Consider the following 17,983-nt stretch of genomic DNA (forward strand, 5'->3'; position numbering starts at 1 on the left):
GCGTTTCAGCATTGACCCCGAATGCCAATTCATTCCAACATCGGATGAAGCGACAATGCTTGCCGCACATTCGTAATGAAGTGTCGTCATCAAAACGTTGGTGAATTGAGTTTATGGCAGCTTTTGAGGTTGTGTGAGGAGCAAAGGAGCACAACACTTTTGTTGCAAGGCAACAATGTCGAATAGCTGATGTTTGTCGATTAAATAATTGATAAATAATGATTAAATTTGCGGGTGTCAACGTGGTCTTTGAGAGATTTCAATGCAAAGGCACAGATGCCGTCTCTGTCTTTTCAGTAAGATACGACATCTTAATACCCTTGTTTTTTGTTGGGATTTATTACATCACATTCAAATGTCCCATTCGCGGGAAAATTCTCGTCCCATTGAATCTTTAACATCGGCTTTCAGTGTTCCTTGTTTGTTTGCATCAACATGGAACGTGAACGTCGGGTTCTCGCTGATCGATATGCCACCGTTGAATTGCATCACAGGATCGCCATTGAGGGTGATCTGCACATCGCTGACGTAATCCGAAGGGATCCAGTGGCGTGTGACTTGATCGATCTGCAGGCCACTGTAGTTGGGGTGACTGATCAGCAGTTGCAGCATGCGCGTATCAGTATTTCCTAAATCTTTGAGTTTCATTTTTCCCATACGTTGACGAGCAAGCAGATCATCTGCGCCGGCAGGGGCGGAGCAACCGCCCGATGCCTTCACATAGTTGCTTGTCATATGGAGTTTACCGTCGGCGGTTTGTGCAATCACTCGGACAGGGCTGTAGGCGTTGACGCGCACACGCGTAGAGATGTTTGCCACGCCGTTGTTAGGGCTCATGTCGAAGGTCCCGACAATAGGGGAGGGATTGTTATCGACAATAAGATGAATGCGCTTGATCGGATTGGGGTCGTTTTGTCTGACATTCACTTTGATGTCGAGCGGCACTAGCGCGGCGTCGATGGCGCGAACGGGTGAAACCAATTCCACGATGCCATCTTCTAAGATTTGGGGAGATCCCGGAAATAAACTGTCACGTATCAGCGGCCAGTTAACGCTTTCTTGCTGACTTTGTGCCAACAACGACGGCGAAAAAACAGTCAGCAAGGCGGCAAGTAGTGTGGCAAGTAACGCGGGGGTCTTGTTCATGATGAATACCTCTTATCATTCCCACTCCAGTTCCTTGTATGCCTGAATAACGTTGCGTCCGTGAAACTGTTCAAACAGTTTCCAGTTGTCGGCATGGGATCTTAGTACCGTAAGGCTGGCAGTGTTGATATCGATGTTTTGATTAATAGCGGCACGAACTTCTTGTGCCAGTGAGCGAAGGTAGTGTGTTTGTGCATCAAATGCATTTTTTCCTGTTTGAATAGGGCCATGTCCAGGAATGACCCGTAGATAAGGCATGGCGTTTAACGTGTTGATAACCGAAAGCCAACCAGTAAGGCTGCCGTCTAGTGATGGAACATGGTCAACAAACAGCAAATCACCAGCGATCAGCGTTCTTGTGGTGGCATCAAATACCGTTAAATCATGGCGCGTGTGGGCGCGTTCGTGAGCCATTAGCACGAGGGTGCGTTGGCCTAAGTCGATTTCAGTTTCTTTTTCAATGAAATGCGTCGCGGCAATAGGGGTGGTGCCTTCAAACCACGGTGCTGTTAGGCGTTGTTGGTAATAGTTGGCCTTGGCATGAAAGTCGCCAGCATAGCGAGTATGGGCAATGAATTGAGGTTGTTCGGAGACGAACGCCTGATTGCCAAAATTGTGGTCGGGATGTACATGGGTATTGATAACATAACGAATAGGTAGCGCTGTGATTTGGCGAATGGCTCGATAGAGCATTTCACCTGCTCGTCGGCTTCCCCCCGTATCGACAACGGCGACGGCTTCTTTGCCAATGATCACTGTAATGTTGGCGACGGGATCTGTCTGTGTGGTGAACAGGTCGTCAATTTTACCTTGATGAAAGTATATACCCGGTGCCACTTCCTTCATTGGCAATACCGCTTGGGTGTTGGCGGATGCTGTGAATGCAAATAGCCAAACAGTCAGCGTGAAAAGAAGATCTTTGATGATATTCATGGGCGGATCGGTGTATGTTTTTCTAGCTCAAACCCAGCCTCACGCCAACCCTTCACACCAGCCCGGTACCAGTAAACATCTTGTGCGCCGAGTTCAAGTGCCCGTTTGGCCGCGTTCCAGGAGTGCCAGCAATTAGGCTCGCAAAAGACGACAATAGGCTGGGAGTGTTTGACGTTTTCTGCCAACAGCGAGATCAGAGCGTCCGGCATGATGCCGTGTCCGACGTTGGCAAGCCACAATGCGTTGGGCAAGGTTTCTCTTATTGGTTCAATCCAGAGTGTGGTGTCAGGTAAATTATCTGGCTTGTTGGGGGCGGGATAAACGTCAATTAAGCGTGGATCGTGATGAGCGATAAATTGTTTGAGCGCCTGTGGCGAGTCAATCACGTTTGCGCCCTGCAATGTGTTTGGTACAGGCGCACGAAAATTCTCCATGCGGTAACTGTCGGGCTCCGACATAGACTGCGGTTCTGTATTAGCCATGACACTAAATGTGCAAAAACAGAGCAAAATCGCAGACTTAAGATGCTTTTTCTTTCCTTCAACGTGGCTGTTCATACTACTTTCTTCCGATAATTCTCCTACCTTAGTAGGAGATGGGCAGAGAGCCATCCATTTTGGATTAACCTTAGGATAACAATCAGACCGTCAAAGGGCGGGCTTTATTGTTGCAGCAATCAATAAACTTCTTTTCAGTGGAGCAAAGATGAACCGTTGGAGTGGTGTTGAAGAATTTGTTGAAGTTGTTAACAGTGGTAGTTTCACCGCCGCCGCACGAAAGTTAGGTGTTTCAACTTCCCACGTCAGCCGACGCATTGATGCGTTGGAAGGCAGGTTAAGTACACGTTTACTTTATCGTACAACCAGACAGATCACGCTGACTGAGGTCGGCAAAACCTATTTTGAGCACTGTAATAATCTTATCGAAGCATTCGGTGAGGCAGAGGCGCTCGTTACTCAAATGCAAACCGAGCCAGTCGGTACGTTGAAGATCACTGCTCCGTCAGTGTTTGGCGAAAAGTATATCGCGCCATTGACCAACGACTTTATCAAGGTTCACCCGAAGCTCAGTGTTGAATTTCACTTCACAAACGATGTGATAGACATGGTGCATGATGGGTATGACTTGGCGATTCGCACGGGGGATCTCAAAGACAGCACGCTAATGGCCAAGAAACTTGCGCCGCGGAAACTGCATGTCTGCGCTTCACCTGCATATATCAAAGAGTTTGGCGTACCGCGCGATCTGGAACAGTTGCATGAACACAATTGTTTGGTGGGGTTGGTGGAGTCTTGGGCGTTTCAAGACAATGGCACCACGATTCAGTTTAAGCCAAAGGGTCGTTGGCATGGTAACAGTGGAAGCGCTGTGTTGGATGCGACGCTACGTGGGCTAGGTTTGGCGCAGTTGCCTGATTATTACGTGAGGCAGAAACTGCAATCTGGGGAGCTGGTCGAAATATTGTCTGAGTATCGCCCCAGTGATTCTGCGGTATGGGCGGTGTACCCTTTTAATCGAAATCTATCTGCCAAGGTGCGTTTGTTTGTGGACTTTCTCTCAGAGCATTTTACAACGCATCTACCCTGGGACGATGAAGAGCATGACGACGAGGGCGATGAGCGGCAAGCGGCAAATTAGGTCAGTGGAAAAGGCTATGTCGTTTGATGCATTGCGTCGCTTGAAAGGCTACGCTGTTTGGCATGCTGCGTTGTTTGAATTGATTGGTCGGGTAAAACGTCGGGATATCCGTACTCTTCCCGCAAAACAATGGAATGCCAATGGTAAAAAAGCCAGCGCGAACGCTGGCTTTTGCTTGAAGAAATGCAGTGAAATTACAGGATTTCTAGCAGTTCTACTTCGAATACCAATGCAGCAAATGGTGGGATTGCAGCGCCAGCGCCACGTTCACCGTATGCTAGGTCTTGAGGGATAGACAGTTTCCACTTAGAGCCAACAGGCATCATTTGTAGAGCTTCTACCCAACCTTGGATAACGCCAGTCACTGGGAACTGAGCAGGTTGACCGCGCTCTACTGAGCTGTCAAACACAGTGCCGTCAGTTAGCATGCCGTGGTAGTGAACACGTACTTGCTTGTCGCTGGTTGGGATTTCGCCAGTACCTTCAACCAGTACTTCGTACTGAAGGCCAGAATCAGTCACGGTCACTTCGTCACGCTTTGCGTTTTCAGCAAGGAATGCTTCGCCGCCAGCTGCAGCTTCTTTTGCAGCTTCTTGACGAACGGCTTCTGCTTGAGTGTGCAGTTCACGCAGCGCATTGTTGATCTCGTCAACTTCGATTGCAGGCATTTCGCCAGCCAGTGCAGTTGCGATACCTTGTGCGATAGCGTCAACGTTCAGTCCTTCCAGACCGCTTCCAGCCAGTTGCTGACCCATTTGTAGGCCAATGCCATAGCTTGCTTTTTGTTCTACGGTCTCTAGTTTTACTTCAGACATGTCGTCTCTCTTTAATTTTGAGGTTACTCGGGTATACACCCAAACCACGGGTGAAATGTGACATCCCCACCGCGTTTAGGTTTAAAGTGTGAAAGGATAACAGGTGGGGGTAGCTCGGGACAAATCGTGTTACTTGAATCTGGTTTAAAAATGCCGGACAGTACCACTATTAGCCTGTGTCATGCCGCGATACACGCTTCACAGCGTTTGAATTATCCGGCATTGTGCGTGAATTCAATGTGATGACGCTGACACTTTGCTGATATTGTGAGTCTACTATGCACACAAGCATTCTTAGCATACTGGACGAGACCCGATGAGGAAATTGGGAGAGGTGATGACCTTGAAAGGAAAGCGTGAAAACCAAAAGGAAACCACCACGCCGCCTCTGGGCGAGGTGATAAAACAGGTGCGTGATAAAGTGATAGCCGCGTTGCGCCCTGCGTTAGAGAAAGTGAAGCCGTATTGGACCGCGCTACCAAAGCCGCATCGAATCGGTGTGTCAGCCTTGGCCGTGTTACTGGTATTACTGCTGTTGTGGCCTTCCAGCGAGCCATCGCAAACTAACGCTATCGTTGATGGGCAGCGAGTTGCTGTCCCTTTGAACTTGGATGAACCTCAATCGACCAAGAACTCGAATAACACGGCTTCTGAAGATACTGACTTTGAGAGAACATCGACTCCAGTCGTCGCGCCACAAACCATTGATACGGATTGGGTTAACTACGAGGTGGCTCGTGGTGACACGCTGTCTAATATTTTCCGAGCGCAAAATTTGTCGTTAAAGGATTTGTACGCAATATCAGCGATTGAAGGTGACGACAAACCTCTCAGTCAAATTCAGCCGGGTCAGTTATTGCGCTTTAAGCGTGATACGCAGGGCGATCTCGATATCATTCAAATTGAAAGCGCAGGCACGCAGTCAGTGATCTTCTTTAGATTGTCAGACGGTAGCTTTGCCCGCCGAAAATAGTGGCTTACGCTAATTCGATATCTCGATAAAAATGGCTGCGTTACGCAGCCGTTTTTGTTTCTGCTCTTCGCATGTCAATGTGCGGTATTCCGTCTTCGAGGTATTGCTCCGAAATTTCTTCAAAGCCATGTCGACGGTAAAACTCTCGCAAGTGGTATTGAGCACCAATAGTGATTGGTGCTTCAGGCCAGGCATCATGAGCTTCAATAATGGCTTGGCGCACCAAGACATTGCCACTGCCATTTCCGCGCTCAGTATTGGCGGTCACTACGCGCCCGATACTGATTTCTGGGTATGTTAGCCCAGCAGGCAGTATGCGTGCATAGGCGGTCATTTTATCATCGCGATAGCCCATTAAATGTCGGGTTTCGGGATGTAGGTCGTGACCATCAAGTTCAGGGTAAGGACAGTTTTGCTCAACCACGAATACATCGGTGCGTAACCGAAGCAAATCGTACAGTTGGCGCGTAGACAACTGACCAAAGGTCAAGCTTATCCATTGCATGGTTTTAGTATCCTAATAATTATCAAAAATCTTGGGCGACAACGCGCTTACCTTTTCTGTTTTATACAACAGTATTTCGAGGCGAGGGTTGGATTCCCCCTGAAGGGCAAACATAAAAGGTAAACACGCCTTTAGGTTTTTAGTCCAATTCCCCCAAAACTGCTCGATAAGATAATGAAAAACCGCGACTAAGGCCGCGGTTTTTTGTCTTATTTTTGGTCTTTTTCAATAATTAAACAGGGCGTTAACAGTCTGTTAATGTTTTTTCAGGTCAATTTGATACTGAGCAAAACCAACATCATCATTACCGACTTTCTCCATTGGGTAGTGTCCTTTGGCATTGATGAATTGCGCGGCTTTGTCGCTTGGTGAGGTTTCAAAAATCACATTCAGTTTGGCGTCAGTTTCAATTGGGGCGAACGTCCAGTTGTTGTCTGCCGTTGGCGTGACTTCCCCTTTTTCCTTGGTGACGCTGCTGATGTAGTTTGCTACCACAGTGCGGTTCTCATCAGGCGAGGCAAACGCAATGAAATCGTTGCCTGTGCCAGGGAATTTACCCAAGTAAGCGCGGTAGTTATTCGCTGCGACCAAGAATGGCTGAGTTGCCTGCACTGGCTTGCCATTGAAGGTCAGGCCTTTGATACGCTCTGCATCTGGATTAACGAGGTTGCAATCGCTGTCATAACGCGCAGGTTGGGTGACATCGATTTGATAGTTAACACCGTCGATAACATCGAAGTTGTAGGTACGGAAACCGTCCCAGTTTATCAGTGATTGCTGCGCCGTTGATGTTGGGTCAATTTGGTTAAACTGCCCAGCGCTGCACTCTAGCCATTCTTTCACCTCGTGACCGGTGACTTTCAGCGTTACCAATGTGTTCGGGTAAAGATAAAGGTCTGCGGCGTTACGGAAGGTGAGTTCGCCTGCTTCCACTTCGGTGTAGTTACCTGGGTCGTTTTTACGGCCACCCGCTTTAAATGGTGCGGCAGCAGAAAGAACAGGGATACCTTCTAGATCTGGATCGCCTTGAATAAAGCGTTCAACGTAATCTTTTTGCGCAAGGTTGACTATCTGAACCGTTGGGTCGTCTTGTACCAGTGAGAGGAAGCTGTACATCACGTCATTGGCTTTCCCAATCGGCTGGTTGACGAACTCACGGGTCGCTTTGTGATCGTTTTCTAGTGCCTTACGCATCGCAGGATCGGCCTGTGCGATAGACTCACCATCAAAGATCGGTCGTGATTCGGTTTGCACTGGGGTCACTACCCAATCTTCGCCTTGTTTATCTAATTGAAGATCCATGATGCCGACATGGCTACCCCAGCGACCAGGCATAACGGCCGCCACGCCTTTGATGGTGCCTTTTTTATTGTCGACACCTTGAATGTCATCAAAACCTTTGCCTGGGAAGACGGCATGAGAGTGACCAAAGGCAATGGCATCAATACCATCAACATCGGCGAGGTAGTACACCGAGTTTTCTGCCATGGCTTTATATTCGTCTTGCGATAGGCCTGAGTGCGGGATAGCGACAATCACGTCAGCGCCTTTGGCTTTCATTTCAGGTACCAGCTTGTCTGCGGTGGCTTTGATGTCTTTTGCAATCACTTTGCCGTCGAGGTTTTTCTTATCCCACACCATGATTTGCGGTGGCACAAAACCGATATAGCCCACTTTCACCAAATGCGCTTTGCCATTAGTGTCCGTCATGGTGTGTTCTTTGATGATGTAAGGCGTGAAGTATGACTCGCCGGTGTTGGCATCGAAGACGTTTGCTGAGACGTAAGGGAAATTTGCGCCATCTAAGGTGCGGTCAAGGAAATCGAGGCCGTAGTTGAACTCGTGGTTGCCAATGTTACCGACGTCGTAATTGAGTTGATTCATGGCTTTGTAAACAGGGTGAATTTCACCGTCTGCAATGCCTTTGGCTGCCATGTAATCGCCCATTGGGCTGCCTTGAATCAGGTCACCATTGTCCACCAGCACACTGTTTTTCACTTCATCTTGTGCTTTTTTCACCAAGGTGGCTGTGCGAACCAAGCCGATTTTTTCGCTTGGCTTGTCTTTGTAGTAATCGTAATCCATCACATTGGTGTGAATGTCTGTGGTTTCGATGATACGCAGCTTGATGGTCTCTGCCATTGCAGGGCTTGCCATGACGAGCAGGCCAGATAGAACAGCAATAGAGAGTGGTCGAGGTGAAAGTGTCATGTGTGTCTCCTAAGGATCTACGACAAAGGGGCAATACCGATTTCTTCAATATGCAAAGAGTGGATATGGGCATATTGTGCATAGTAGACAGCTCGAATGGTTACATTTCATTGATTAGTGTGATCTCGATTTTTAAATAATTTTATGGTGCTCACGCTTTGTGCATCGCAAAGCGTGAAACTTGTGATCTCACTACATGCCCTGTTTTAACCGCGAGAAAGACGCTAAATAACCAAAACGTTATAAAAAATGAAATTTTAGAATTTCAAGTAATATCAGCAACTCTTTATAGTGATGGTCAAAGGATTGAAAGGACGCTCACTATGGATTACTTGCCGATTTTTGCGAAGCTGGAAGGCCGACCGTGTTTAGTGGTTGGCGGCGGTGAAGTTGCATGGCGCAAAACACGCATGCTGATGAAAACGGGCGCGGCAGTCACTGTTGTGTCTCCTGATGCAGATCGCGAAGTGGTTGAAGCGGCAGCGCGTGGTGAGTTGACTTGGGTGCAAGAAGGCTTCTCGCCTGAGCACTTGAAATCCATGTTTTTGGTGATTGCAGCCACGGACAATCCGTTGGTGAATGAACTGGTTTCGCAAGCGGCAAACGCACGAAACATTCTCGCCAATGTGGTGGATGACACACCGAAGTGTAGCTTTATCGTTCCTTCTATTGTTGATCGCAGTCCGATTGTGATTGCGATTTCTTCTGCGGGTAAATCCCCTGTCTTGGCGCGTTTGTTGCGCGAAAAGCTCGAAACCCTCATTCCTTCTCACGTGGGTCGCATGGCAAAGCTTGCCGGTGATTTCCGTGACACCTTGAAAAAGAAAGTCACCACTTTAAATGGGCGAAGAAAGTTCTGGGAAATGGCGTTTGATGGTCGCTTTAGCTCGCTGGTGGCAGCAGGTGATGAAGACGGTGCCAAAGAAGAACTTGAAAAGCTAACAAAGGGTGTGTCACTGCAAGGCGAAGTGGCCTTGATTGGTGCAGGACCCGGTGACCCTGGTTTGCTGACCCTTCGCGCCCTGCAATTGATGCAGCAAGCGGATGTGGTGCTTTATGACTACTTGGTGTCTGACGAAATCATGGAGCTTTGCCGCCGCGATGCTGAGCTGATTTGTGTTGGTAAACGCGCAAGCTACCACAGTGTGTCTCAGGAAGAGACCAATGCCATGTTGGTAAAGTATGCCCAGAAAGGACACCGCGTTGTGCGTCTGAAAGGCGGCGATCCTTTCATGTTTGGTCGTGGCGGTGAAGAACTTCAAGTGCTTCAAGAAGCGGGTGTGCCATTCCAAGTCGTACCCGGCATTACCGCAGCGGCAGGTGCTACAGCTTATGCTGGCATTCCTCTTACCCATCGCGACCATGCACAAACGGCGATGTTCATTACTGGTCACCTGAAAAAAGAAGACGACAGTTTCCGTTGGGCAACACTGGCTCGAGGTCGCCAAACCTTGGTGATCTATATGGGGTTAATGAAAAGTGCCCATATCCAAGAGCAATTAATTCAGCATGGGCGTGACCCTCAGACGCCCGTTGCAATCATAGAAAACGGTACGCGTACCAATCAGAAAATCTACAAGGGAACGTTAAGTGAACTTGAGTCACTGGCGGAAGGTGTAGGTTCACCTGCATTGATTGTCGTCGGTGAAGTGGTTCAACTTGCCGATCAGTTGAACTGGTTTGGAAAGCAATCCTTCGATACGGCAGGTGAGATCCATGCACCGTCCGTGGTTAATTTAGGCTAAGGAAATATCAAAGAATGGAAGCCAAGACCCTTACCCACCTCAAGCAACTTGAGGCAGAAAGTATCCATATCATTCGTGAAGTGGCGGCGGAATTTGATAATCCGGTGATGATGTACTCCATCGGTAAAGACAGTTCTGTGATGCTTCACCTAGCGCGTAAAGCGTTTTACCCAGGCAAGATCCCGTTTCCTCTTTTGCATGTCGATACTGACTGGAAATTTAAGGAAATGATTAAGTTTCGCGATGAAGTGGCAGATAAGTACGGCTTTGAATTGCTGGTTCACCAAAACCCTGAAGGCCTTGCAATGGGTTGTAGCCCATTCGTACATGGTTCTTCAAAGCACACGGACATCATGAAAACCCAAGGTTTGAAGCAAGCGCTAGATAAATACGGGTTTGATGCAGCTTTCGGCGGCGCACGTCGTGACGAAGAAAAGAGCCGTGCAAAAGAGCGTGTTTATAGCTTCCGCGATAAGAACCACCGTTGGGATCCGAAAAACCAACGTCCTGAACTTTGGCACACCTACAACGGCCAAGTGAACAAAGGCGAAAGCATTCGAGTTTTCCCTCTGTCGAACTGGACTGAGCTTGATATCTGGCAATACATCTACCTAGAAGGCATCGACATTGTGCCGTTGTACTTGTCAGAAATTCGCCCAGTGGTTGACCGTGACGGCATGCTGATCATGGTGGATGACGACCGTATGGAATTGCGCGAAGGCGAGAAAGTTGAATACAAAAGTGTGCGCTTCAGAACACTTGGCTGTTATCCACTGACGGGTGCGGTTGAATCCACGGCAGACACTTTGCCGGGCATCATTGAAGAAATGCTGGTGGCGACCTCAAGTGAGCGCCAAGGCCGTGCGATTGACCACGACCAGTCCGGCTCAATGGAATTGAAGAAACGTCAGGGATATTTCTAAGGGATTAAGCATGAACAGCGTAATTGAACAACAAGTGGCCGAGATGGGTATCGAGGCCTACCTAGAACAGCATCAGCATAAATCCTTGTTGCGTTTTCTAACCTGTGGTTCGGTGGATGACGGTAAGAGTACCCTTATCGGCCGCTTGCTCCACGATTCACACCAGATTTATGAAGATCAGCTAGCAGCAATTCACTCCGACAGTCAAAAAGTCGGGACAACTGGCGAGAAGCCGGATCTGGCCTTGTTGGTTGATGGCCTGCAAGCAGAGCGCGAACAAGGGATCACGATCGACGTTGCGTATCGTTACTTCTCAACGCGTCCACGTAAATTCATCATTGCTGATACCCCTGGGCATGAGCAGTACACCCGTAACATGGCCACCGGTGCATCGACCTGTGATCTGGCGGTGATCTTGATTGATGCGCGTAAAGGCGTATTGGATCAAACTCGTCGTCATTCTTACATTGCGAGCCAATTGGGAATTCGCCAGTTCATTGTTGCGGTGAACAAAATGGACTTGGTGGGTTTTGAAGAGTCACGCTTTGAAGAAATCAAAGCGGAGTACTTGGAGTTTGCTAAGAAGCTGAACCCTAACATCAATATCCAGCTTGTTCCTTTGTCAGCCCTTGAAGGCGACAACGTGGTTGAGCGCAGTGCGCAATCTCCGTGGTATGAAGGCGATACGCTTTTGACCATGCTGGAAACCGTGGACGTAAGCAGCAACAAAGATAAAGGGCCGTTCCGTCTGCCTGTGCAGTATGTGAATCGTCCAAACCTCGATTTCCGTGGCTTTTCTGGCACCATTGCTGGCGGCTCTGTGCGTCCGGGTGATGAAGTCAAAGTGTTGCCGTCAGGCAAGACATCGACGGTTGAGCGCATTGTTACTTTTGATGGTGACCTTGAGTTTGCTCATGCCGGCCAAGCTGTCACGCTAACACTGAAAGATGAGATTGATTGCAGCCGTGGCGATTTGATTGTCCCTGTTGCTGACACACAAACAGCGACCAGCAAGCTGGCTGCAAGTATTGTGTGGATGGATGAGTCTCCATTAGAGATTGGTCGTCAATACGACATTAAAGTTGCGGGCAAGAAAACTGTCGGTTCAGTGAGTAAAATCCGTCACCAAGTCGACATCAACTCGTTGGAAACCTTTGACACTGATAGCTTGCCATTGAACGGCATTGCCGAATGTGAGGTGGAGCTAACAGAATCAGTATCACTTGATCTTTACCAAGATTGCGCGGATACAGGTGGCTTCATTGTGATTGATCGTCTGACCAACGTGACCGTGGGTGCGGGCATGATCAGTGAGCTGCTTGAAGATCAAGCGTCAAACGTTCAAGGCACCGATATTTCGGCGTTCGAAGTTGAACTCAACGCTCTGGTTCGCAAGCATTTCCCTCATTGGAATGCTCGCGACATCAGCAAGCTGCTGGGATAATCCGTCATGAGCTGGGATCAGTCTCTGGTGGTGGGGCTGCTGCTTGCGGTGGTTGCAGGTTTGGTGTTTACCAAGATCAAGCCTGCCATCTTATTCGCAGCGGTGGCATTCATTGCGTTTCAATCTGGATTGATCTCGATTGATGCATTGGCAGGGAACTTCACTAACAGTTCTCTGCTAACACTGGTGATGCTGATCCTTGCGTCAGCAGCGTTAGAAAAAACCCGATTGGTGAGCTGGGTGAGTGGGCAACTCGCCAGTGGCCGTTTGGGTACTGTCGTGGCAAAGCTTGGGCTTTCCACTGCCGTATTGAGTTCATTTACCAATAACACGGCGGTCGTCGTGTCATTGATTGGTGCAGTAAAACGAAACCGCCGCCATGCGCCGTCGCGTCTTCTTATCCCCCTGTCGTACGCGGCAATTCTTGGCGGCACCCTTACCCTGATTGGCACTTCGACTAACCTTATTATTAATAGTTTTGTCGAAAATGCCGGCCTCCCGACATTGAGCTTCTTTGCCCCAACCATGATTGGTCTTGCTGTCTTAGCGGGTGGCTTGTTGGTTTTGATCCCTTTTTGCTATTTGCTGCCTAACCATGACGATCACAGTGATGACGACTTGCCTTATGTGTTAGAGGCGGTTGTGTCTAAGGGATCGCCATTGGCAGGAAACACCGTATCCGAAAATGGATTACGTGCATTGCGCCGACTGTTTCTTGCTGAAATTGTGCGAGATGGTGAGATCATTGCACCTGTTTGTCCCGACACCGTTATGCGCGAAGGGGACAAACTGCAATTTTGTGGTGATGTAGAGAGCGTTGCGACACTGCAAGAAATTGAAGGTTTGGCCCTGTTTGGTCAGCATCATATTAATGGGCAAAACTTGCTTGAGCTGGTGGTTAGTCACAGTGCGTCTATCTTGGGTAAGTCTCTCAAAGAAGCCAAGTTCCGAGAGAACTTTGATGCTGTGGTCGTGGCGATTCGTCGAGGACACGAAAAGTTAGAAGGTGGATTAGGTAATATTTCTTTGCAGGCGGGTGATACCTTGGTCATTGTACCGGGTAAAGGCTTTGCCAAAGCGCAGCAACGATTGCAGCGTGAATTTGTTCTAGTGAATGGTTTGGACTCTAGTGCACGACTAGATTCAGCGATGAGCGCGTGGGTATTGGCTGGCTTTGCCACAGTGATTGGCTCAGCACTCATGAACTGGATACCTCTGCTTAATGGTTTGGCTGCGTATTTGACCGTCCTGTTGTTGACGGGTGTCGTCAATCTCGTTGAGTTGAAACGTCGATTTCCTGCTGAAATTGTCGTGATTGTGGGCAGTGCACTGAGCTTGGCGCAGTTAATGATATCTTCTGGGCTCTCTGAACAGATGGGTGAGTTGTTCATCTATTGGTTTAATGGCTGGGGGGTGTACGGAGCACTCATCGCAACGTATTTGCTGACACTGGTATTGACCGAATTGGTCACCAACAATGCGGCGGCGGCGCTGGCCTTTCCTATCGGATATAGCTTGGCTCTCGGATATGGAGTAGATCCGATGCCATTTATTATGGCAGTCTTGTTCGGTGCGAGTGCGAGCTTTATCTCGCCGTATGGTTATCAAACTAATCTGCTGGTTTACAGCGTGGGTAACTACCAACTGACGGATTACCTGCGTATTGGGTTACCATTATCACTGGTCTACTCTGCGCTGGTGCTGGGATTGATCCCTGTATTTTTTCCATTTTAAACAACAAGGATAGAGTTATGAGTGCTTTGGACTCGAAGCATACGGATGAAAACGTGGTTTGGCATCGCCATGCCATCGATAAAGATTTCCGTGCCGAGCAGAAAAAGCAACGCCCGGCACTATTGTGGTTTACGGGGCTTTCTGGCTCAGGTAAGTCGACGGTCGCAGGTGCGCTGGAAAACAAATTAGCAGAGCTGGGTTATCACACATATCTGTTGGACGGTGACAATGTTCGCCATGGACTGTGTCGCGATCTGGGTTTTTCGGATCATGATCGTCGAGAAAATATTCGCCGTGTGGGTGAAGTGGCAAAATTGATGACTGACGCTGGTCTGATCGTGTTGTCAGCGTTCATTTCGCCATTTCGTGAAGAGCGTCAATTAGTCCGTGAATTATTGCCTGACGGAGAGTTTTTGGAAGTGTACGTGGATACACCACTCGATGTTTGCGAATCACGCGATCCTAAAGGTTTGTATAAAAAAGCGCGTGCGGGTGAGATTAAAGCGTTTACTGGGATCAGTTCTGCGTATGAAGCGCCAGAAAGCCCAGAGATCCATCTTCATACTGATCAACATGAAGTGGATGCGATTGTGGAGCAATGCCTCATAACTTTACGTAAGCAAGGTGTGATCGCCTGATCACACCGTTTGTATTGCGCTTCTGGTGTTAGGCTTTTTCGTTAACGGTTGAACCCGTATCACTGTTGATAGAAAACGCATGCGACAGGAGCGCCATTAACGCATCGAGATATTCAGGATGCGCTTTCTGCCCCACCAATTTTGCCAATTCATTGCCTGTTGGACTAAAGCGGTAGTAATAGATGCGCGTGCTCTTGCGAAGCGGCGTGATCATAAACGTCTTTCCTTGCCCACTTAATGGCACTGCAGAGGTCGGCTCCAGTTGGCCTGATTCCAATTCGGTTCTCAATATGAGTCCCAAATCCATCAAAAGCATCAAATCAGTAAACGGCAGCTTAAAACTTCCCAGTGCCAGCCTTTCGGCAAGATCCGGCTTAAAGTATTTTTTCATCCCACTTTCGGGGTGACGAAAACCCGTGATGAGTTTATTGGCACCATCACTTCCAAATGTACAGGCGAGAGAGCAAGCACGTTGCAGTGCTTGAGCTTCACGCTGCGTCATGGTTTCCAGCAGTGCCAATGCTTTGAGAGACGTACTCCCTGGCTTGAGGATCTCTTGTTTTAAGATCCGAGCCCACAGGTTTTGCATTCCTTCGCCATAGATGGTTTTGGCCATTTCAAAGAAACGATATAGCCAATCAGGGTCCGGTGAACTGGCTGTCTCATCTCGGCAAAGATCGTGTGTCACTTTGATGATTTTTTCGAGGTTGGCCTGTTGCTGCTGTTTGATTTGCAGTTGCCTAAAGGCTGCGCGAGTCGTGAGGCTATCGTGCTCAATTTCGTGCAGCTTTGCATCAATATGGTGTGCCGTTGCGATAGCCGCTAAACGGTGCTGACTGGACTTGATGTGACTCTCATGTCCACCTTGCGTGTTGTTAGAGTGCTTAGTGCCCTTGTCTTCGACAATAACAGCTTCAATCACCCCATTTTTATTAGGTTCAGCCATGGTGTTATCCGTACGCATGCGTTAAATGAATGTTTTAGCAACGGTTTAGCGAAATCGATAGATAATCAACTATGTTAAAATAACTTTAAATTTGTTAACATTTGCCATGTCGATTAAACAGGGAGGAATCATCACAGTGAAGAAGTTCAGAGTGAATTCTGTGAATATCCTACTTGTCGTTTTCTATGTTATTACTTTGCTCTATCTGTCTCAGTTTATCGGCTAGTTATCCAAAAACATTAAAAAAACCCGCCAATGACGGGTTTTTTTCGTTCAAGCGGTGAGCAAGATCACTGCATGAGCTTATTGACTAAATCAATTACTTGGGTCACTTCAGTGTCCGTTAGCGCCCCTTCTTTCACGAATCGTACAACGCCTTGAGGATCGATCACCACAATCGCTGAACTTTCTTCTTGTAGTCGCCATGCTTTGGCAACTGCACCGCTTTCATCCAGAACGATGGATGACCAACTGAATTCTTTTTTGCTGTCTTCAGCGGATGACTTAACAAAGCCACCAGTGCCCCAAATCGCATCATCTTGATTGATGATGGTTGTTGTTTGGTAGGTGTCGTTTGAAAAGTCTGCCGCTTTAATTGCTTCCACTAATGGCGCATTCATTTCTTTCGAGCTACTGCGTCCTGCAATGGCTTGAATGATACGAACTTTGCCGGTGAGGTTGCTGCTGTTCCATGTTTGATAGCCCACACTATCGCCGTTCAGCGTTAATTCACCGTATTTTTCAACGGTTGCCGAAGGCACAGTTTGGCCGTTCGAAATGATGTGTGCCGAAGCGAAACCTGAAATGAGAGCGGTTGCTAAGGCAAGAGTTTTAATACAACGCATAGAGGTTATGTCCCCATTTATTAGTGTGTGATTTGTCCGAGTGATCTCAAGATGTGACTTCAGTGCTTGTTGTCGTGTCTAGGAGAGCAATAAAGCAGACACAGATGATAAGTCGTTTGTCGGCTCCACCATGATGTGCAACAGACATTGAAGTTCTTCATCTTTATAAGGTTTCGGACTTTGACTATAGCCGATACAGGGTGCTCTCCCGTATCAATAACAGATCCAACCACTCAAAATTGGAAATTTATCATGTGCTAAAATGAATCATTATTGCGTCAATGTGTCTTAAAGTTGTCATGTGAAATTTTTTAGCTACGCTTACTCGGTGTGGTAAGAAATAGGGATGCCTTGCCTACATTTACCGACGACGTCTCGAAGTGGACGATCCCTGAACTTTTGGCATTCAGATTGCATCGTAAAATTGTCAGCCATTGATGAAACTAATGGTGTGCGATGCAGGTCTTATATTATCGACATGGAGGAGTTCACTCATGCTGCGTATTTTCAATCAATACCGCCCACGTCAGGTTGCCCGCTACGTGAAAGGTTTCTTTCGCGGAAGGCTCTATATTGATGGCATCGGTGCGTTTGAGTTTGATGGGGGTAGACTGTTGCCGCCAGAGAAAAAAGACAAACGTGCGCTGAGCGTGATGACCGAAGTGAATAATGAGATTCGAGCGATGACAGCTGCCGCTGCGTAGCAACTTACTGTACGCTCACGAATTGAAAAAACGCCCGTCGATGACGGGCGTTTTGCGTTTCTAAGCGTTATTTTTTAAGCCTTTAAGCCCCAATGGCTAGCCTTTGCGAATGATGGATTATCGCTCCCAAGGGGGTAAGCAGACACCTGTACCACCAATGCCGCAGTAGCCATTTGGATTTTTATGAAGATATTGCTGATGGTAGGTTTCCGCAAAGTAATACGGGCCAGCCTGTGCAATTTCTGTTGTGATTTCTGCTGGTTTTCCAGCGTCGACTAGCGCTGCTTGATAAGCATTTTTACTCGCTAGCGCAATGGCTTTTTGCGCATCATCGAAATAGTAAATCGCTGAGCGATATTGAGTGCCGACGTCATTTCCCTGACGCATTCCCTGTGTGGGATCATGACTTTGCCAAAAGTGTGTCAGAATAGCTTCCAAGGATACGACGCTAGGATCGTAAATCACTTGGACAATTTCGGTATGTCCCGTCTGTGCGGTACACACGTCTTGATAGGTTGGGTTGATGGTATATCCACCGCTATAGCCGACAGATGTTGATAAGACGCCGTCTAGTTTCCAAAAAAGACGTTCAGCCCCCCAGAAGCACCCCATTCCGAGTAATATCTGTCCTTGACCCTCAGGCGTGATTTTACTGAGTGGCGCGCCATTGACGGCATGTGTTTCAGCCGGAATAATTTCCGTCATTCGGTTGGGAAGCGCTTGTTCAGCGGTGACAGCCGATTGTTTGTTGTTGAGCATGCCGTGACTCCTTTTTGTCTGCAT

The 17,983-nt window shown here is 48.1% G+C and carries 17 protein-coding genes; 8 read left to right on the plus strand and 9 right to left on the minus strand.

Annotated features, from left to right (window positions below):
* Nucleotides 1-351 precede the first annotated feature (351 nt).
* Genes LRP50_RS11915 through LRP50_RS11925 form a run of 3 tightly spaced genes read right to left on the minus strand, consistent with a single transcriptional unit; the run spans nt 352 to nt 2,636 of the window.
* Complete coding sequence (locus LRP50_RS11915; RefSeq protein WP_274164691.1) at nt 352-1,146, minus strand: quinoprotein dehydrogenase-associated SoxYZ-like carrier; 795 nt, start codon at nt 1,144-1,146, stop codon at nt 352-354.
* Nucleotides 1,147-1,161: 15 nt separating this feature from the next.
* A complete protein-coding gene (locus LRP50_RS11920; protein ID WP_274164692.1) occupies nt 1,162-2,079 on the minus strand; it encodes a quinoprotein relay system zinc metallohydrolase 2 in 918 nt (305 codons plus the stop codon).
* Nucleotides 2,076-2,636 carry a rhodanese-like domain-containing protein gene (locus LRP50_RS11925; protein ID WP_274164693.1) on the minus strand — a complete coding sequence of 187 codons (561 nt, stop codon included), beginning with the start codon at nt 2,634-2,636 and terminating at the stop codon, nt 2,076-2,078. Before LRP50_RS11925 ends, LRP50_RS11920 begins: the two co-directional genes overlap by 4 nt.
* 148 nt (nt 2,637-2,784) lie before the next feature.
* Here LRP50_RS11925 and LRP50_RS11930 point away from each other — a divergent pair, with 148 nt between their 5' ends.
* A complete protein-coding gene (locus tag LRP50_RS11930) occupies nt 2,785-3,717 on the plus strand; it encodes a LysR family transcriptional regulator (RefSeq protein WP_274164694.1) in 933 nt (310 codons plus the stop codon).
* 194 nt (nt 3,718-3,911) lie between these two features.
* On the opposite strand, the gene LRP50_RS11935 is transcribed toward LRP50_RS11930, so the two are convergent.
* Nucleotides 3,912-4,532 (minus strand): BamJ family beta-barrel-assembly machinery protein, encoded by a 621-nt coding sequence (locus LRP50_RS11935; RefSeq protein ID WP_274164695.1) that lies wholly within the window; start codon nt 4,530-4,532, stop codon nt 3,912-3,914.
* 337 nt (nt 4,533-4,869) lie between these two features.
* Between LRP50_RS11935 and LRP50_RS11940 the strand changes: the two genes are divergently transcribed.
* Nucleotides 4,870-5,505 carry a LysM-like peptidoglycan-binding domain-containing protein gene (locus LRP50_RS11940; RefSeq protein WP_274164696.1) on the plus strand — a complete coding sequence of 212 codons (636 nt, stop codon included), beginning with the start codon at nt 4,870-4,872 and terminating at the stop codon, nt 5,503-5,505.
* Nucleotides 5,506-5,545: 40 nt separating this feature from the next.
* Here LRP50_RS11940 and LRP50_RS11945 read toward each other — a convergent pair whose 3' ends face one another.
* Together LRP50_RS11945 and LRP50_RS11950 are read right to left on the minus strand one after the other, a co-directional pair.
* A complete protein-coding gene (locus LRP50_RS11945) occupies nt 5,546-6,010 on the minus strand; it encodes a GNAT family N-acetyltransferase (RefSeq protein WP_274164697.1) in 465 nt (154 codons plus the stop codon).
* Nucleotides 6,011-6,265: 255 nt separating this feature from the next.
* Entirely contained in the window at nt 6,266-8,221 is a 1,956-nt protein-coding gene (locus LRP50_RS11950) for a bifunctional 2',3'-cyclic-nucleotide 2'-phosphodiesterase/3'-nucleotidase (protein ID WP_274164698.1), read from the minus strand.
* 323 nt (nt 8,222-8,544) lie between these two features.
* On the opposite strand from LRP50_RS11950, the gene cysG reads away from it, so the two are divergent.
* The 5 genes from cysG to cysC are packed head-to-tail and all read left to right on the plus strand — an operon-like array spanning nt 8,545 to nt 14,705.
* Nucleotides 8,545-9,966 carry a siroheme synthase CysG gene (gene cysG / locus LRP50_RS11955; protein ID WP_274164699.1) on the plus strand — a complete coding sequence of 474 codons (1,422 nt, stop codon included), beginning with the start codon at nt 8,545-8,547 and terminating at the stop codon, nt 9,964-9,966.
* A gap of 14 nt (nt 9,967-9,980) precedes the next feature.
* Nucleotides 9,981-10,889 (plus strand): sulfate adenylyltransferase subunit CysD, encoded by a 909-nt coding sequence (gene cysD, locus LRP50_RS11960; protein WP_274164700.1) that lies wholly within the window; start codon nt 9,981-9,983, stop codon nt 10,887-10,889.
* A 10-nt stretch (nt 10,890-10,899) separates the two neighbouring features.
* Complete coding sequence (gene cysN, locus LRP50_RS11965) at nt 10,900-12,333, plus strand: sulfate adenylyltransferase subunit CysN (protein ID WP_274164701.1); 1,434 nt, start codon at nt 10,900-10,902, stop codon at nt 12,331-12,333.
* Nucleotides 12,334-12,339: 6 nt separating this feature from the next.
* Nucleotides 12,340-14,067, plus strand: coding sequence for an SLC13 family permease (locus tag LRP50_RS11970; RefSeq protein ID WP_274164702.1), 1,728 nt, complete (start codon nt 12,340-12,342; stop codon nt 14,065-14,067).
* A 17-nt stretch (nt 14,068-14,084) separates the two neighbouring features.
* On the plus strand, nt 14,085-14,705 hold the full coding sequence (cysC, locus tag LRP50_RS11975) for an adenylyl-sulfate kinase (protein ID WP_274164703.1): 621 nt from the start codon (nt 14,085-14,087) through the stop codon (nt 14,703-14,705).
* A 28-nt stretch (nt 14,706-14,733) separates the two neighbouring features.
* On the opposite strand, the gene LRP50_RS11980 is transcribed toward cysC, so the two are convergent.
* Both LRP50_RS11980 and LRP50_RS11985 read right to left on the minus strand, forming a co-directional pair.
* A complete protein-coding gene (locus LRP50_RS11980; protein ID WP_274164704.1) occupies nt 14,734-15,651 on the minus strand; it encodes a TIGR03899 family protein in 918 nt (305 codons plus the stop codon).
* A 290-nt stretch (nt 15,652-15,941) separates the two neighbouring features.
* Complete coding sequence (locus LRP50_RS11985) at nt 15,942-16,496, minus strand: YtfJ family protein (protein ID WP_274164705.1); 555 nt, start codon at nt 16,494-16,496, stop codon at nt 15,942-15,944.
* 494 nt (nt 16,497-16,990) lie between these two features.
* On the opposite strand from LRP50_RS11985, the gene LRP50_RS11990 reads away from it, so the two are divergent.
* Nucleotides 16,991-17,200, plus strand: coding sequence for a DUF1107 domain-containing protein (locus LRP50_RS11990; protein ID WP_028023504.1), 210 nt, complete (start codon nt 16,991-16,993; stop codon nt 17,198-17,200).
* A gap of 117 nt (nt 17,201-17,317) precedes the next feature.
* Here the strand turns inward: LRP50_RS11990 and msrA are convergent, their stop codons facing one another.
* Nucleotides 17,318-17,959: a peptide-methionine (S)-S-oxide reductase MsrA gene (gene msrA, locus LRP50_RS11995; protein WP_274164706.1), complete on the minus strand. Its 642-nt coding sequence runs from the start codon at nt 17,957-17,959 to the stop codon at nt 17,318-17,320.
* Nucleotides 17,960-17,983: the final 24 nt, after the last annotated feature.

The sequence above is a fragment of the Enterovibrio gelatinilyticus genome (assembly GCF_028683095.1).
In the GTDB taxonomy this organism is placed as follows: domain Bacteria; phylum Pseudomonadota; class Gammaproteobacteria; order Enterobacterales; family Vibrionaceae; genus Enterovibrio; species Enterovibrio gelatinilyticus.

What these genes read in the sequence shown, in the direction of transcription:
- LRP50_RS11915 (WP_274164691.1), bottom strand. Translation starts at nt 1,146, where the DNA reads ATGAACAAGACCCCCGCGTTACTTGCCACACTACTTGCCGCCTTGCTG.
- LRP50_RS11920 (WP_274164692.1), bottom strand. Translation starts at nt 2,079, where the DNA reads ATGAATATCATCAAAGATCTTCTTTTCACGCTGACTGTTTGGCTATTT.
- LRP50_RS11925 (WP_274164693.1), bottom strand. Translation starts at nt 2,636, where the DNA reads ATGAACAGCCACGTTGAAGGAAAGAAAAAGCATCTTAAGTCTGCGATT.
- LRP50_RS11930 (WP_274164694.1), top strand. Translation starts at nt 2,785, where the DNA reads ATGAACCGTTGGAGTGGTGTTGAAGAATTTGTTGAAGTTGTTAACAGT.
- LRP50_RS11935 (WP_274164695.1), bottom strand. Translation starts at nt 4,532, where the DNA reads ATGTCTGAAGTAAAACTAGAGACCGTAGAACAAAAAGCAAGCTATGGC.
- LRP50_RS11940 (WP_274164696.1), top strand. Translation starts at nt 4,870, where the DNA reads ATGACCTTGAAAGGAAAGCGTGAAAACCAAAAGGAAACCACCACGCCG.
- LRP50_RS11945 (WP_274164697.1), bottom strand. Translation starts at nt 6,010, where the DNA reads ATGCAATGGATAAGCTTGACCTTTGGTCAGTTGTCTACGCGCCAACTG.
- LRP50_RS11950 (WP_274164698.1), bottom strand. Translation starts at nt 8,221, where the DNA reads ATGACACTTTCACCTCGACCACTCTCTATTGCTGTTCTATCTGGCCTG.
- cysG (WP_274164699.1), top strand. Translation starts at nt 8,545, where the DNA reads ATGGATTACTTGCCGATTTTTGCGAAGCTGGAAGGCCGACCGTGTTTA.
- cysD (WP_274164700.1), top strand. Translation starts at nt 9,981, where the DNA reads ATGGAAGCCAAGACCCTTACCCACCTCAAGCAACTTGAGGCAGAAAGT.
- cysN (WP_274164701.1), top strand. Translation starts at nt 10,900, where the DNA reads ATGAACAGCGTAATTGAACAACAAGTGGCCGAGATGGGTATCGAGGCC.
- LRP50_RS11970 (WP_274164702.1), top strand. Translation starts at nt 12,340, where the DNA reads ATGAGCTGGGATCAGTCTCTGGTGGTGGGGCTGCTGCTTGCGGTGGTT.
- cysC (WP_274164703.1), top strand. Translation starts at nt 14,085, where the DNA reads ATGAGTGCTTTGGACTCGAAGCATACGGATGAAAACGTGGTTTGGCAT.
- LRP50_RS11980 (WP_274164704.1), bottom strand. Translation starts at nt 15,651, where the DNA reads ATGGCTGAACCTAATAAAAATGGGGTGATTGAAGCTGTTATTGTCGAA.
- LRP50_RS11985 (WP_274164705.1), bottom strand. Translation starts at nt 16,496, where the DNA reads ATGCGTTGTATTAAAACTCTTGCCTTAGCAACCGCTCTCATTTCAGGT.
- LRP50_RS11990 (WP_028023504.1), top strand. Translation starts at nt 16,991, where the DNA reads ATGCTGCGTATTTTCAATCAATACCGCCCACGTCAGGTTGCCCGCTAC.
- msrA (WP_274164706.1), bottom strand. Translation starts at nt 17,959, where the DNA reads ATGCTCAACAACAAACAATCGGCTGTCACCGCTGAACAAGCGCTTCCC.